Consider the following 15,708-nt stretch of genomic DNA (forward strand, 5'->3'; position numbering starts at 1 on the left):
CGCGCCGGCCGGTGCGCCGTGTGATGTCGGCCGCCCACGCGCGTATCACCTCGGCATCAGGCAGGATCGGGGGCGCGGGTGGACATTGCAGGGGCGACCATGACGACGGCGGCGCGACAGGCGCAGTTCGAGCAGCTGCTCGAACGCCATCGGGGCATCGTGCTGAAGATCGCGCACGCGTACTGCCGCGACACGGAGGACCGGCGCGACCTCGCGCAGGAGATCGCGGCGCAGCTATGGAAGGCATTGCCGGCGTGGGACCGCGGCCGGCCGTTCTCGACCTGGATGTACCGCGTCGCGCTCAACGTCGCGATCTCGCATGCGCGCAGCGCCGGCGAGCGGCGGCACCTGCCGCTCGAGGAAGCCGGCGTCGAGCCCGGGCACGATGCCGACGCCGCGCGCGAGGCCGACGACGGCGTGCGCGCGCTGTACCGCTGCATCGAGCGGCTCGACCCGCTCAACCGCGCGCTCATGCTGCTCTACCTGGACGAACGCAGCCAGCGCGAGATCGGCGAGATCCTCGGCCTCTCCGAAACCAACGTGGCGACCAAGATCGGCCGCCTGAAGATGCGCATCCGCGACGAACTGGGAGCATGAAAATGGAAACGACCATGGAACTCGACGACCTCAAGCACGCGTGGCAGACCCTCGACCGCCGCCTGCGGCAGCAGAACGCGCTGGGCTTCCAGTTGCTCAAGAGCAGCCGTACCGACAGCGCGCGACGCGGCCTGCGCCCGCTCGCCTGGGGCCAGGCGCTGCAGATGCTCATCGGCGCGGCCGGCATGCTCGTGTTCGCGCCGTACTGGGTGCGGCACCTGCACGAACCCGCATTGCTCGCCAGCGGCCTCGTCCTGCACGCGTACTGCCTCGGCCTCGTCATCGTCGGCGCGGTCGTCGAGGCGCGCATCGCCGCGATCGACTACGCCGAACCCGTGCTCGCGATCCAGCGGCGGCTGCTCGCGCTGCGTCGTGCCTACGTGATCGGCGGCATGGTCGTCGGCCTGCCCTGGTGGTTCATCTACGTGCCGCTGCTGGTCGTGCTCGGCGACGGCCGCATGCTCGAGGACGCGCCCGGCGTCGCCCTGGTCCAGCTCGCGATCGGCGCGATCGGGCTGCTCGGGACGTGGTGGTTCCACCGCTGGGCGAACCGGCCCGAACGCGCCGCGTTCGGCCGCAAGCTCGACGACGCCGCGGCCGGCGGCAGCATCCGTCGCGCGCAGGCGGCGCTCGACGAACTCGCGGCGTTCGAACGCGATTGAGGTTTTCAGTGCGGCTGCGCGCCCTCGGCGATCGAGCGCGCGCGGTTCGCGATCGCCGCGTCGGGCACGTCGCCGAGGCGGCGGAACAGCTCGACGCGCGCGGCGAAACCGACGTCGCCCGGCAACGGCGTCTCGACCGGCGAGGTGACCCAGGCGTCGAGGAAGCGCTCGGCCGCGTTCCGCTCGCCGACACCGCGCGATTCATCCCAGGCGATCGCGGCCGCGACGGGGACGAACAGCAGGCCGCCGCCGTAACGATCGGCTTCCTTGTCCTCGCGCAGCCTGGCGAAGAGCGCCTCGCGCCGCTCCGGCGCGAGTGCGTCGACGCGCGCGCGGACGCGCGCGACGAGCGCCGCGAGCGCCTTCGCCGCGTCCGTGGGCGGTGCCGGCGGCGAGCCCCAGTCGACCGGGCCGAGCGTATCGGCGTACGTGCCTTCGCCGATGCGCCAGGCGAGCTGCTCGCCGCCGTGGGCGAGCTGCGCCGCATCCGGCGACGAGGCGACGAGACGGCCGGTGACGTCGATGTCGGCGAGCACGTCGGCGATGACGTCGGCGACCTGCGGCTGCACGTGGGCGAGCGCGCGCGGCATGCGCTCGCCCCACCACGGCAGCAGCAGCAAGGGCGCGATCGCGGCGAACAGCATCGCCGCGCGCGGCAGGCCGCCCATGAGCACGGCCATGCCGCGCAACCAGAGCCAGCTGCCCGCCGCGAGCAGCAGCGCGCCGGCGGCCCATGCGCCGGGATGGCCGGGATGGCGCTTCGCGTCGACCCAGGCGGCCGGCATCGCACCGGCCGGATCGCGCGGGTCGAGCGCGAGCGGGAATGCCGGCATCGGCGCACTCCAGCCGGCGAGCGCCGCATCGAGCGGGCGGTCGAGGCGCAGGCGCAGCGCATCCCATGCGGTGCGCGACACGCGCGCGTCGAAGCCGCTGAACGGCGGATGCGCCTTCAGCCATGCGGCCTCGGCCGCGCCCAGGCGGATCGTCGGCACGGCGAAACCGCGCGTGTCGCGCGGCATCGCGAACGGCACGCCCGGCGCCATCGCCACGTCGTCGACGAGCATCGGCAGGGTTTCCTCGCCATGGACGTTGAGGCGGTTGCCGCAGTAGGCGCGGCGCAGGGGGTCGCCCCACTCGCCCTCGTAGGCGACCACCGCGCAATGCGTCGCGCGCGCGGGGCCAGCCCAGTTGCCGCGATCCCCCTGCGCCGCGGCGTCGAAGTCGAGCGCGAGCCAGGCATCGACGATGCGGCCTTCGGCCGACGCGGTGTAGCTGCGGTAGTGCCACGCATCGAGCAGGCGCGCCGGTCCGACCAGCCAGCCGGTACCGAGCAGCACGATCGCGAAACCGAGCGGGAAGGCGGCGATGAAACGGATCAGCGGGCTTATCGCGAGGCCCGCCGCTTGGCCGAGCAGGAATGCGCGCCAGCCGCTCACCGGTGGGTCCGGCGCCGGCGCCCTGGCTGCTGCCACGCGCTGCCTCGCTCGCTGCTTGCCCATCACCCCTCCCGCGCCGCCGATTGTCCGCCCGCTGCAGCCTGCGCGCGCGTGTCGCTTACCATGGGCGTTCCCGTGCCCGTGTTCCGCCTGCCATGAGCAAAACGTACGACCGCGCCTACTTCGACAAGTGGTACCGCAGCCCGGCGCACCGCGTCGGCTCGCGCGCCGAACTCGCGCGCAAGGTCGCGATGGTCGTGCACCTGGCCGAGTACTACCTCGCGCGCCCGCTGCGCAACGTGCTCGACGTCGGCTGCGGCGAGGCCGCGTGGCGCGCGCCGCTGCTGCAGCTGCGGCCGAAGCTCGCCTATCGCGGCCTCGACGCGAGCGAGTACGTGGTCGCGCGCTACGGCCGCTCGCGCAACATCGGCCTCGCCACGTTCGGCCAGCTCGCCGAGCTGCGCTTCGACGAGCGCTACGACCTCGTCGTCTGCAGCGACATGCTGCACTACGTGCCCGCGCGCGAGGTCGCGCGCGGCCTGTCGGGCTTCGTCGACCTGCTCGAAGGGCTCGCCTTCATCGAGGTGTTCACCGCGCGCGACGATCCGGGCGGCGACACGCAGGGTTTCATCGCGCGCGCGCCGGCGTGGTATCGCGCGCGCTTCGCCGCCGCCGGCCTGCTCGCCTGCGGCTCGCACGCGTACCTGTCGCCGCGCCTCTCGCGCTCGGTCGCCGCGCTCGAGTGCCTGCCGGCGCGCGCATGAGCGCGTATCGCTTCGGCGCGTTCACGCTCGATGCGGCGGCGCGCGAACTGCGCAAGGACGGTGCGCGCGTCGCCCTGCCCGCGCGCGCGTTCAGCTGCCTGCTCATGCTGGTCGAGCGGCGCGAGCGCGCGGTCGATCGCGACGAACTCATCCGCGCGCTGTGGCGCCACGGCGCCGCCACCGACGTGCAGCTCGGCCAGCTCGTCGTGCAATGCCGGCGCGCGCTCGACGACGACGGCCAGACGCAGTGGGCGATCCGCACCGTCGCCGGCTTCGGCTACCAGTGGGTCGCGCCGACGGTCGTGCCCGACGCGACGCCGGCGGATGCCGCGCCCGCGCGCATGGACGATCGCGCGGCGGCCGCGCCGGCGGAGTCGATCACTGCGCCGCGCCCGCGGCGCCGCACGAGCGCCGTGCTCGCCTGCGTCGTGTTGCTCGCCGTCGTCGCGACGGCGATCACCTGGGCCTGGTCGCAGCGCCACGCCGCGCCGGCGGTCGCCGATGCATCGCGCGCACGCGTCGTCGTGCTGCCGCTCGCCGCCGGCGACGGCGACGGACGCTGGCTGCGCCTCGGCGGCATGGATCTCGTCGCCGACCGGCTGCGCCGCAGCGGCCTCGTCGTGCAGCCGAGCGAGCAGACCGTCGGCCAGTTGCGCGCGCTCGGGGAAGCCGGCGGCGACGACACGACGGCCATGCGTCGCGCCGCGCCGGCGGCGACGCTCGTCGAAGGCGACGTCATGCAGCGCGACGGTCGCTGGTTCGTGCACCTGCGTGCGCTGCGCGCGGGCACCGCGCCGCCGCTGGCGGCGACCGGCGACGACGCCAGCCCGATCGCCGCGGTGCGCGGCGCGGCCGACCGCCTCGCGGCCGCGCTCGGCCACGTGCCTGCCGGCACCGCCGAGGCGGACCCGGTCAGCGAGACGGTGCAGCGCGCGCAAGCGGCGCTGCTCGCGAACGAACCCGACACCGCGCGCACGATCCTGCTCGGCGATGCGCGCCTCGCGCGCGACACGCCGCGCCTGCGCCTGCAACTGGCCGAGGTCGACATCCGCGCGGGCCGGCTCGACGAGGCGCGCCGCTCGCTCGACGGAATGCTCGCCGCGCCGGCGACCGCGGGCGTGTTCCGCGCGCAGGTGCTCGCCGCGCGCGGCCTCATCGCCGTGCGATCGGGCGAATACGCCGAGGCCGGGCGCTGGTTCGGCGACGGCATCGATGCGCTCGGCGACGCCGCCGAGCCGCAACTGCGCGGCCGCCTGCACAACGGCCGTGCGGTCAGCCGCACCTCGCTCGAGGATTATCCGGCCGCGCTGCTCGACTACGGCATCGCACGCGATGCATTCCAGCGCGCCGGCGACGAAGGCGGCGTCGCGCGCGTCGACGGCAACATCGGCGCGATGGAACTGTTGCGCGCGCATCCGGCGCAGGCCGAGCCGTACCTCGTCGCCGCTATCGCGCGCTTCGAAGCGCTCGGGCTCGTGCAGGAGCGCATCGGCGAACTGCAGCTCCTGTTCGAGGCGCGCCGCGCGCAGCTCGACAACGCGCGCGCCTGGGAAGCAATGGACGCCTCATGGTCTCAACGTGCGCGCGTGCCGAGCCGCTACTCGCGCCTGTCGATGCGCCTCTATCGCGTCGAGCAGCTGCTGCAGCAGGGCCGCCACAACGAAGCCGGCGAGTTGCTCGACGACCCGGCCAACGACGGCCGGCCCGCCGACGTCGCCGAGAACGAACGCATCCGCCTGCTGCGCGCCGAGCTCGCCTGGCGTCGCGGCGACGGCGAGGGCGCGCTCGCCGAGCTCGCCGGCGTGCCGGCCGGGGCGCTCGCCTCCGCCGACAGCGACATCATCCGCGCCGACGTCGAACTGCTGCGCGCGCGCATCGAGCGTTCGCTCGGCCGCACGCGGGCCACGGCCGGCGCGCCCGAGCCGCCCGCCGACGCGGCGACGAACGCGCGCACGCCGCTGCGCCGGCTGGCCGCGGCCAACCGGGCCTGGGCGGAACACCGCGACGACGACGCGGCGCGCGCGTTCGCCTCCGCCTTCGCACTCGCCCAGGCGCAGGGCGTGCCGCTCGCGATCGTGCGCGTCGCCGCGGACTACGTCGGTTACCTGCTCGCGCGCACGCGCGTCGCCGAAGCCGCCGCGATCGCGAGCCAGGTCGCCGTGTGGGCCGACCGCGACTACGACGCGGCGCTCGTGCAACTCGCGCTCGCCCGCGCGCAGGGCCGGCGCGAAGCCTGGCAGGCCGCGTTCGACACCGCGCGCCGCCTCGCCGGCGAACGCGCGATCCCGCGCGCGCTCGGCACTCCGCCCGGCTGAGTTCCCGCGCCGCGAATGCGGCTTCGGAACGCGATCCGAACGGTATTCGCATCCGATTCGAACGCCTCGCCCGGCGCGCGGCGGCAGGCTCATGCGGCCCCGCTCGGGGCGGCACCATCGTTCACGAGGCTTCCATGCATCTTCGACCTGTCCTGTTCATCCTCGCGGCCCTGTCGGCCGGGAGCGCCACCGCGGGCACGCCCGCACCGCACTACCATCTCGCGCCGATCACGATCCCCGGTGCGAACGGCGTCTACGTCGCCGACATCAACGAAGCCGGCCAGGCGGTCGGCTACTACGTCGACGCGGACTTCGCCAACCAGGCCTTCCTGTTCGACGGCCAGCAGGTGATCACGCTGGCGCGCCCGGCCGGCCGCGACGAGGCGATGGCGACCGCGATCAACGACCTCGGCCAGATCGTCGGCTATGCCACGACGATCACCGACGACGGCGCGCAGACGACCGCGCTGTTGTGGGACGCGGCGCAGCCCGACAGTTACGTCGTGATCGGCGACGACCAGGCGAACAAGCTAGACCCCGCCGACATCAACAATGCGGGCGTCGTCGTCGGCCTCGCGTCGCAGGACGGCGCGTTCCGCGCCTTCAGCTGGAGCGCGGCCGGCGGCCTCGTCGATGACGGCGTGCCGCCGAACGGCCCCGACACGCAGGCGTACTGGTCGGCGATCAACGACGCCGGCACGATCGTCGGCGGCTGGAACGCGATCTTCGCCGCGTCGCACGCGACCACCGGCACGTTCGGCATGCCGGGCATCCTGCCGATCGCGGCCGGCGTCGACGACGTCGCGAGCATGGCGCATGGCATCGACGAGGGCGGCACCGCGGTCGGCGAGATGGACATCGCGAGCGATGGGCACGCGGTGCCCGTCGTGTTCGAGGGCGGCATCGCCACCGAAATCCCTGGTGCGCTGCTCGGCCTTTCGACCGGCGCGGCCTACGGCATCAACGCCGCCGGCACGATCGTCGGCCGCGCGCAGGATTTCGCCACGCTGAGCTTCAAGGCATTCGTCTACGCCGACGGCGTCGCCTACGACCTGCTCGCGCAGTGCGACGACGACGCCGGCTTCCCGTACCTGCTCAAGGCTGCCGCGATCAACGACCACGGCGTCATCGTCGGTGTCGGCCGCGTCGGCGACTTCGAGGTCGGCAGCTTCATCGCGACGCCGATCGGCGACGACTCGATCTTCGACGACGGCTTCGACGGCTGACGGCCTACGGGGTCTTCGTGGCGGCGAGCAGTTGCGCGCGCGTAGGCCGCTGCACCGGCACGCCGTTCGCGTCGCAGCTGCCGAGGCGGCAGAGTTCTGTGCGGATCGCGTCGGCATTCTGCGCGATGACGTGGAACAGCGCGTTCTCCTCCATCGAGCCGTGCACCGCGGCCGAGCCCGGCCCGCGCGCGTAGACCGCGACGTCGTCGCCGCCGTGCGTTTCCGCGCCGAGCGGGACCATGGCTTCCTGCTCGTAGTCCTCGGCTTCGGTGTCGACGTGCTCGAGATCCGGCCGGCCATGCTCGGCGCGGCGATAGCCGCTGCCGTCGTGCGGGTAGCGCTTGGGCCCTTCCGGCTGGCGCGCGCTCGCGCCCGCGTAGCCAGGGCCGTTCGCATACTGCAGGGTCGTATACGGCAGGCCGGTCGCGTCGCGCGCATAGTCGTTGGTCGGCGCGCCCTCGCCGCTCGCGCCGCGCACCTTGCCGAGGATCGGGTTGCCGCGGGCGGGATAGCCGACGAAGGTGAGCGTGTGGCTGTGGTCGGCGGTGACGAGGATCAGCGTGTCGTCGGCCGAGGTCATCTCGTCGGCGACCGCGACCGCGTGCGCGAACTCGATCGTCTCGTTGAGCGCGCGGAACGCATTGCCGGCATGGCTGCCTTGGTCGATGCGACCGCCTTCGACCATGAGGAAGTAGCCGTTGGGGCGCTGCTGCAGCACGGTCAGCGCCGCGCGCGTCATCTCCGACAGGCTCGGCTCGCCGGCCGGATCCTTCGCGCGCTCGTGCTCGAACTTGAGATGCTCGACGTCGAACAGGCCGAGCACGCGGCGCGTACGGGCGAGATCGAGTGCGTCGAGCTGCTGCTTGTTCCAGACGTACTCGGCGCCGGGCTGCCGCTTCCAGTCGGCGATGAGATCGCGGCCATCGAGGCGCTTGCCGGGCAACTGCGCGTATTCGGGATCGTGCTGGCTCGCCGGCATGAACTCGGTGCGCCCGCCGCCGAACGCGACCGTGATGCCCTCGCCGATGCGGAAATCGGCGAACTGGCGCGCGAAGTCGATGCAGCCGGCGGCGCGATCCTTGTCCGGAACCTTGGCGTCCACTTCCCAGTTGCGCTCGGGCAGGTGGCCGTAGGTTGCCGCGGGCGTCGCGTGGGTGATGCGCGTGGTCGTGACGACGCCGGTCGCGAGCCCGGCCGCGGCGGCGAGTTCGAGCGCGCTGACGAGCTCGGTGCCCTTGCTCGAGGCGCAGTCGCCACGCGTCGCGCGCTGGTCGACGCCGATCACGCCGAAGCGCGTCTTCACGCCGGTCATGATCGCGGTCATCGTGCCGGCGGAGTCCGGCGTCTGGTGGTCGGTCTCGTAGGTCTTGCTGAGCGCGCTCGCGGGGAATTTCTCGAACGCGAGGCGATTCTCCTCGCCCGGGCCACCCTTGCGCTGGCCGTCGAGGATGCGCGCGGCGGTGATCGTGGGGATGCTCATGCCGTCGCCGAGGAACACGATCACGTTCTTCGCGTGCGCAGGCCGCGGCAGGTTCGCATGCACGGCGGCCGCGCCGGCGCGGAACCACCAGTCGGGCGTCTCGCCATCCGGATGTCGGATGACGGGCACGTCGATGGCGCTCCCGCCCGCATCGGCGCGCGGCGTCGCCGGCGCGCATCCGGCACACGCGAGACCGACCGCGACGCCGGCGGCGACGAGGCGCAGGGAAAGGTACGGCATCGGGCGTTCTCCTCACGAAAACCGTGCGACAGTGCAGCACATTCGCGTTGCACGCGCCATCGCAGGTGCGCACACTGCGGCAGCATCAAGAAGAGGATGCGTCAACGCGGCCGGCGCGAGCGACCGCGCGTGGATTTCGCGCCTGGCTTGCGCGCGCGCGCGGCCTTCTTCTCCGGCGTCGCCCGCGCGCCGGCGAGCGCCGGCATGCGCACGCCGCGCAGGCTCGCCGCCGGTACCTGCGGCGTGCGCCCGGCGCGTGCGTCGAGTTCCTCCATCCAGCGCTGCGCGACGCGTTCCCAGCCGGCGGCGGTGAAGTGGATCTCGTCGTGCCAGAACGACGCGGGCATCGCCGCGACGACCGGCCGCAGGTCGAAATAGGTGACGCCGGGCAAGGCCGCGATGCGCGCATTGAAGCGGTTCATGACCTCGTCGACGATCGCGCGTGCATGCACCGCGTCGAGGCCGCAGTGCTGCAACAGCCACGGCCCGACCCACGGGCCGATGCCGAGCAGCGGCAGCCAGGTCGAGCCCGGCTCGAGCGTCGGGATGATCGGCCCGTAGCCGTTGGTGAGCACGGGTGCGCTGCCGGGCACGAGGCGCGCTAGCAGGGCGCTCCAGCGGCTGGCGATCTGGTCGAAGATCGCGTCGAGCGCGGCAGCGTCGATCGTCGCCTCGCCGTCGCCGCCGCTGACGTAGCTCTGGATCTTCGGGATGAAATCGTTGCCGCCGCCGCTGACCATGAACGCGTCGAACGCGAACGGGCGCTGCTGGCGCGCGAACTCGCTGCGCACGTAATCGAGCGCGACGAGGTCGTGGTCGCCCGGCATCTGCTTCATCTCGAAGCCGACCTTGGCGATCGACAGCACGTTGAAGCCCGGGTGCGTCGGATCGATCGCACGCACCCAGTCGTCGTCGTTGAGCAGGTTGACGACCGACGCGCCGCGCCACCAGCCACCCGGCGCGGCGAGCCAGGAATCGCCGGTCGCGAACACCTTGATCGCCCTGCTGCGGCTCTTGCAGCGGGCGAGGAACAGGTCGCAGCGATCGAGCGGATACTCGCGGATCGGACCGGCCATGGCGCACTCCCGCGCCGGCGCGGTGCCGACGCGTATACGAGTGTACCGCGCCTCAGCGCGGCGGCGCGAGGCGGCTGTGGCGGATGCCCCAGGCGAAATAGATGACGAGGCCGAGCGCGACCCAGCCGACGAACACGGCCCAGGTGATCGCGGCGAGCTCGGACAGCAGCCAGACCGAAAACACGATGCCGATCACCGGCACGACCGGCACCCACGGCGTGCGGAACGCGCGCGGCAGGTCAGGCTTGCGCCGGCGCAGGATCAGCACCGCGCTGCAGATCACGATGAACGCCGACAGCACGCCGATGTTGACGAGCTTGGCCACCTCGCCGAGCGGGAACAGGCCGGCGACGAGCGCGGTGAAGAGGCCGAGTGCGAGCGTCGGGCGGTGCGGCGTGCCATAGCTCGGATGCACCTTGGCGAACCAGGCCGGCAGCAGGCCGTCGCGCGACAGCGCGAACCAGATGCGTGCCGCGGCGAGCATGAAGGCGAAGATCACGCTGAGGATGCTCGCCACCGCGGTGGCCGAGATCGCCGCGCCGATCCACTTCATGCCGAGCGCCTGGAACGCGTGCGCGACCGGCGCGTCGTTGCCGAGCTGGGTGTAGGAGACCATGCCGGTGAGTACGAGCGTGATCGTGATGTAGAGCGTCATCGACACGCCGAGCGAGAGCAGGATCGCGCGCGGCAAGTCGCGCTGCGGGTCCTTCGCTTCCTCCGCCGCGGTGGTCAGCGTGTCGTAGCCGAACACCGCGAAGAAGACGACCGCGGCGGCGGTGACGACGCCCTGCCAGCCGTAATGGCCGACGCCGTCGGCGCCGACGACGCGCTCGGGCACGAACGGATGCCAGTTCGCCGGGTCGACGTGGAAGGCGCCGACGCCGATCACGACGACGACCGCGACCACCTTGATCGCGACGATCAGCGTGTTCGCACGCGCGCCCCACTCGGTGCGCATCGTCAGCAGCAGCGCGACCGCCATCGCGACGAGCGCGGCGATGAGGTTGAACACGCGGCCGTCGCCCGAGTGCGGCGCGCCGCGCAAGGCCTCGGGCAGGTGCAGGCCGAACGCGTCGAGGAGGTTCAGCACGTAGCCGGACCAGCCGCTCGCGACCGCGGCGACGATGAGCGCGTATTCGAGCAGCAGGTCCCAGCCGATCAGCCAGGCGACGAGTTCGCCGAGCGTCGCGTAGCTGTAGGTGTAGGCGCTGCCGGTGACCGGGATGAGGCCGGCGAACTCGGCGTAGCACAGCGCCGCGGCGGCGCTTGCGATGCCGGCGATGATGAACGAGAGCGCGACCGCCGGGCCCGCGTTCGCGGCGGCCTGCTGGCCGGCAAGCACGAAGATGCCGACGCCGATGATGCCGCCGAGGCCGATCGCGGTGAGCTGCCAGACGCCGAGCACGCGGCGGAAGTCGCGACGCGAGCCGAGCTCGGCCTGCAGCTGTTCGATCGGCTTGTGACGCGTCAGTTGCGCGAGCAGGCTCATGCGGCATTCCCCTGGACGGAAGCGCCGATCATAGCCGCAACGCCGCCTGGCGCTCAGGGCGCACTGCAGCACGCGGCATGCGCCGCGCGCGAACGCCGGCCCCGCGGGCTGCGCTCAGCCGTCGAAGCCGTCGACGAAGATCTCGTCGATGATCGACACGCCGAGCGTGCCGTCGAGGTTGAGGTTCTGCACGCGGATCGTCGCATCGTCGCCGTTGCCGCCGTCCTGCCACGCGTACGCCGCGAAGCCGTCGCTGCCGACCGTGCCGGTCATGCGGCCGGTATAGCGGTCGGTCTTCACCGCGACGGTGTGCGTCGCCCAGACGTAGTCGCCCGCGGCGTCGAGGCGCGCGACGGTCAACGGCTGGTTCGCGGCCGGGATCGCGCCGGTGACCCAGCCCGCGAGCACGCCATCCGGCGTCGGCAAGGCGGTCAGCTGCGAGATCACGTGCGTGCCGTCGGTCGCATCGGTGAGTGGCACGAGCACCTTGCCGGTGTCGCCCCAGGCGCGCGCGCCGCTGCTGTCGATTCGCTGCGCCGAGACGCCGTCGTAATCGGCGCCGCCGGAATTGAGGTAGTCGTTCCAGACCACGTAGATGCTGCCGCTCGCGGCGTCCCAGCTCGCCACGGTGCCGAGGTGCGCGCTCGTGGTGTCGGTCGTCGCGAGCACGCCGTCGGTGCCGAGCAGCAGGTTGCCGTCCGCATCGATGTGCTGCACGCGCGCGTTCTGCACGAGCCCGATCGCATCGTAATCCCAGAACACGCCGCCGCCCGCGCCGTCGGCGATGGAGGGCGGGTAGTAGCCGGCCTGCAGGTTGCCGACGCCGAACACCCGCACCGCGGTGCCGCCTCCCCACTGCGGAGCGCCGTCGGCCGCGGCGAGCTTCTGCGCGCGCAGGATGCGCGTCGGACCGTTCTGGTTCGACCACGACACGATCGCATCGCCGCCGAGGCCGGGCTGCACGCCACCGAGCAGCTTGACCCCACCCGGCTGGTCCAGCAGCACGCCGTTTGCCGCCCATAGCGCGTTGCCGGCGGGATCGAGCTTCTGCGCGCGCACGCCGCCATCGGCGGACCAGGCGACGACGATGTCGCCGTCGGTGGTCGCCGTGACGTAGGCGTTGTAGACCGCTTCGGTCGATGCGGGTGCGGACACGGTGAGGCCATTCGCGCCCCACGCGGGCGTGCCGTCGGCGAGCACCCTACTCACTGCGATGTGTTCGTCGTCGGCGCCGTTGGCGCAGCAGTTGAACGATACGTAGGCGTTGCCCGCCGCATCGACGGCGAGGCCGTAGTCGTACGTGAAGCTGTAGTCGCGGTCGGCGACGAGCACGCCGTCGTGCGGCCAGAGCTCGTGGCCACCCGCATCGAGACGTTGCAGGCGAACGTCGTAGCCGCTCGCATCGGCGAACCAGCTCACGTAGAAGCCGCCGTCCGGCGCGGCGACGATCTTCGGCTGCGTCGTGCCGCCGGCGGCGTCACCGACGACGAGGTTGTCCGCCGCGTCGGACGACCATTGCGCGTGCCCGGCCGCGGCGAACGAACCGGCGAGTGCGAGGAATGCGAGGCGGAGCGTGAACAGGGATCCCGGCTTCATGGCGATCTCTCCCGGAGGCAGGGCGGCGCATGCGCCGTCGGAAAATGCGCGGAACCCGCGTTCCGCGATCGGACACGGCATTGTGTCCCGTTCACGCGCGCGCGCAAGCGGCGCGCCAGGCGCCGTCGGCCTGCGCACGCGGACTTAGGGTCGCGGGCCGAGTTGGCGCGCGAGCCCGAGGCCGAGCGACGGCAGTCCGTTGGCGGGAACGCGATCGCACCGATCGAGGCCGCGCGAAGAACCCCCCGCTGAATCCGGACCGCGGCGCACGTGTCCGCCGACTGAACATTCAGCGCGCGTTTCTTGCGGCGCGCCGCGCGGGAGTGGGCTAATCGCCGACGTCGCATTCCCATCGATCATCGAGGAGGCACCATGCACATGTTCATCCACCGCGCCACGCAGCTCGCCCTCGCGGCCTCGTTCGTCGCCGCGCCCGCCTTCGCGCAAACCGATCTCGAGGCGAAGATGAAGGGCGACGACCGGCCGTCGGATTCGCAGGTCGAGCTGCGCAATCAATCGCGATGGTCGCTGCAGGAGCTCTATTTCGCGCCGGTCGGCAGCGATCACTGGGGCCCGAACCAGCTCGGCCGCCATTCCGTTCACCCGGACGGTACGTTCACGCTGACCGGCATCGCCTGCGACAAGTACGACGTGAAGATGGTCGACGACGACGACAACGAATGCATCGTGCGCGACGTCTCGCTGTGCGGCGCCGACCGCATCTGGCGCATCGACAACCGCGACCTCGCGCGTTGCCAGGCGCGCACCAACCGCGACTGACGCGCACGGTTGGCCCCGGGCGTTGCGCGGGTCAGCGCGACTTGCTGCGCCGCCGCGCGCTGAGCTCTTCCGGCGCGGCGAACGTATCCGGCCGCGCGACGCGCCAGAAGCGCTGGAACACCGCGTGCTCGGGCACGTCGCCGCCGAGCAGTTCGCCCGGTTCGAGGAAGCGGTAGAGCGATGCGAGCGAACGCACCTGGTTCGACGAGATGCGCCGGATCACGTGTTCCGGCCCGAGTTCGGACGGATGCTCGAGGCCGGCCGCCTGCAACAGTTCCTTCAGCGCGCGCAGCGTGTTGTCGTGGAAGCTCGCCACGCGCGCGGCCTTGTCCGGCACGTCGAGCTTGTTCCAGCGGCGCGGGTCCTGCGTCGCGACGCCGGTCGGGCACCGGTCGGTATGGCAGCTCTGCGACTGGATGCAGCCGAGCGCGAACATGAATCCGCGCGCGGCGTTGCACCAGTCGGCGCCGATCGCGAGCGTGCGCGCGAGATCGAGCGCGGTGATCACCTTGCCGCTCGCGCCGATGCGGATGCGCTCGCGCAGGTCGAGGCCGACCAGGGTGTTGTGCACGAGCATGAGCGCCTCGCGCAGCGGCGCGCCGACGTGGTCGGTGAATTCGAGCGGCGCCGCGCCGGTGCCACCTTCGCCGCCGTCGACGACGATGAAATCGGGCAGGATGCCGGTCGTCGTCATCGCCTTGGCGATGCCGAACCATTCCCACGGATGGCCGATCGCGAGCTTGAAGCCGGTCGGCTTGCCGCCCGAGAGTTCGCGCAGGCGCGCCACGAAGTGCAACAGGCCCTCGGGCGTGTCGAACGCGGAATGGCGCGCCGGCGAGATGCAGTCCTCGCCCATCGCGACGCCGCGCGTCGCGGCGATCTCCGCGCTCACCTTCGGCGCCGGCAGGACGCCGCCGTGGCCGGGCTTGGCGCCCTGCGAGAGCTTGATCTCGATCATCCTCACCTGGTCGAGCACCGCCTTCTCGGCGAACCTCGCCTCGCTGAAAACCCCGGCGCGCTCGCACGCGCCGAAGTAGCCGGAACCGAGTTCCCAGACGATGTCGCCGCCGTTCTCGCGGTGATAGGCCGACAGCGAGCCCTCGCCGGTGTCGTGGTAGAAGCGGCCGCGGCGCGCACCCTCGTTCAGCGCGCGGATCGCGTTCGGCGAGATCGCGCCGAAGCTCATCGCCGAGATGTTGAACACGCTCGCCGAGTACGGCGCCGCGCACTGCGTGCCGACGTCGATGCGGAAGTCGTGGTCGTCGATTCGGCTCGGCCGGATCGAATGGTTGAGCCATTCGTAGCGCTCGGCGTACATGTCCAGTTCGCTGCCGAACGGACGCACGTCGAGGATGTTCTTCGCGCGCTGCTTCACCACCGCGCGCTGCACGTGCGAGAACGGCACTTCCTCGTTGTCGGACTCGACCACGTACTGGCGCAGCATCGGCCGCACGTACTCGAAGAAGAAGCGCACGTGGCAGATCAGCGGGTAGTTGCGCCGCAGGGTCGAGCGCTTCTGCGCAAGGTCGGCGAGGCCGATGACGACGAGCACGGCGCTGGCGAGCGCGACGAGGCGCACGCCGAGCCCGAGCTCCCAGCCGGCGAAGGCGAGCGCGCAGACGAGCACGCAGGCGATGAAGGCGAGATAGCGCGAGGGCAGCCACTGTTCCATCGGCAACTCCGGGTCGAATCGCAGCATGAAGCGGCAGCATAGCCGGGTTCCACGCCCGCGATTGCGGGATAAACTCGGCGGATGGAAGAAAGCGAGCGTCCCAAGCCGCCGCGACGGCGCAAACCGACCGAAGGCGAAGCCGCCAGCGACATGCCGGCGGCGGCACCGCGGACGCGGCGCAGCACGGCGCCTGCCGATGCCGCTGCGCCGAAGCGCGCGCCGCGCACGCGCAAGCCCGCCTCGGCCGATGCGGGCGCGCCGACGAGCGAGGGTACGCGCGCGCCGGCAGGACCCACCGCGCCGCCGGCCCGGCGCGCGGAACCACGGTCCGCCATTGCGGCGCCGGAACCCGCGCCGACGATTGCAGCCGGCGAG

General features: G+C 72.2%; 12 protein-coding genes. 6 read left to right on the plus strand and 6 right to left on the minus strand.

The window, feature by feature from the left end:
- Positions 1-99: 99 nt before the first annotated feature.
- Together EV148_RS03845 and EV148_RS03850 are read left to right on the plus strand one after the other, a co-directional pair.
- Positions 100-597, plus strand: a complete 498-nt coding sequence (locus EV148_RS03845; RefSeq protein ID WP_131993659.1) for an RNA polymerase sigma factor — start codon at positions 100-102, stop codon at positions 595-597.
- A 2-nt stretch (positions 598-599) separates the two neighbouring features.
- Complete coding sequence (locus EV148_RS03850; RefSeq protein WP_131993662.1) at positions 600-1,259, plus strand: hypothetical protein; 660 nt, start codon at positions 600-602, stop codon at positions 1,257-1,259.
- A 5-nt stretch (positions 1,260-1,264) separates the two neighbouring features.
- Here the strand turns inward: EV148_RS03850 and EV148_RS03855 are convergent, their stop codons facing one another.
- Positions 1,265-2,731 (minus strand): hypothetical protein, encoded by a 1,467-nt coding sequence (locus EV148_RS03855; protein WP_131993665.1) that lies wholly within the window; start codon positions 2,729-2,731, stop codon positions 1,265-1,267.
- 119 nt (positions 2,732-2,850) lie between these two features.
- Between EV148_RS03855 and EV148_RS03860 the strand changes: the two genes are divergently transcribed.
- From EV148_RS03860 to EV148_RS03870, 3 genes are all read left to right on the plus strand, one after another.
- Positions 2,851-3,459, plus strand: coding sequence for a methyltransferase (locus EV148_RS03860; protein ID WP_131993668.1), 609 nt, complete (start codon positions 2,851-2,853; stop codon positions 3,457-3,459).
- Positions 3,456-5,774 (plus strand): winged helix-turn-helix domain-containing protein, encoded by a 2,319-nt coding sequence (locus tag EV148_RS03865; protein WP_131993671.1) that lies wholly within the window; start codon positions 3,456-3,458, stop codon positions 5,772-5,774. Before EV148_RS03860 ends, EV148_RS03865 begins: the two co-directional genes overlap by 4 nt.
- A 134-nt stretch (positions 5,775-5,908) precedes the next feature.
- Entirely contained in the window at positions 5,909-7,000 is a 1,092-nt protein-coding gene (locus EV148_RS03870) for a hypothetical protein (protein WP_131993674.1), read from the plus strand.
- Between the two features lie 4 nt (positions 7,001-7,004).
- On the opposite strand, the gene EV148_RS03875 is transcribed toward EV148_RS03870, so the two are convergent.
- The 4 genes from EV148_RS03875 to EV148_RS03890 all read right to left on the minus strand — a co-directional run bounded on the left by EV148_RS03875 (position 7,005) and on the right by EV148_RS03890 (position 12,881).
- Complete coding sequence (locus tag EV148_RS03875; protein ID WP_131993677.1) at positions 7,005-8,720, minus strand: alkaline phosphatase; 1,716 nt, start codon at positions 8,718-8,720, stop codon at positions 7,005-7,007.
- A 101-nt stretch (positions 8,721-8,821) separates the two neighbouring features.
- Positions 8,822-9,796, minus strand: a complete 975-nt coding sequence (locus EV148_RS03880; protein WP_131993680.1) for an SGNH/GDSL hydrolase family protein — start codon at positions 9,794-9,796, stop codon at positions 8,822-8,824.
- Positions 9,797-9,848: 52 nt separating this feature from the next.
- On the minus strand, positions 9,849-11,285 hold the full coding sequence (locus EV148_RS03885) for an amino acid permease (RefSeq protein WP_131993683.1): 1,437 nt from the start codon (positions 11,283-11,285) through the stop codon (positions 9,849-9,851).
- Between the two features lie 114 nt (positions 11,286-11,399).
- Positions 11,400-12,881: an NHL repeat-containing protein gene (locus EV148_RS03890; RefSeq protein ID WP_131993686.1), complete on the minus strand. Its 1,482-nt coding sequence runs from the start codon at positions 12,879-12,881 to the stop codon at positions 11,400-11,402.
- 372 nt (positions 12,882-13,253) lie between these two features.
- On the opposite strand from EV148_RS03890, the gene EV148_RS03895 reads away from it, so the two are divergent.
- Positions 13,254-13,661 (plus strand): hypothetical protein, encoded by a 408-nt coding sequence (locus EV148_RS03895; protein ID WP_131993689.1) that lies wholly within the window; start codon positions 13,254-13,256, stop codon positions 13,659-13,661.
- A 31-nt stretch (positions 13,662-13,692) separates the two neighbouring features.
- On the opposite strand, the gene EV148_RS03900 is transcribed toward EV148_RS03895, so the two are convergent.
- Positions 13,693-15,333 carry an FMN-binding glutamate synthase family protein gene (locus tag EV148_RS03900; RefSeq protein ID WP_131993693.1) on the minus strand — a complete coding sequence of 547 codons (1,641 nt, stop codon included), beginning with the start codon at positions 15,331-15,333 and terminating at the stop codon, positions 13,693-13,695.
- Positions 15,334-15,708 lie beyond the last annotated feature (375 nt).

Source organism: Dokdonella fugitiva (assembly GCF_004342425.1).
Lineage (GTDB): Bacteria > Pseudomonadota > Gammaproteobacteria > Xanthomonadales > Rhodanobacteraceae > Dokdonella_A > Dokdonella_A fugitiva.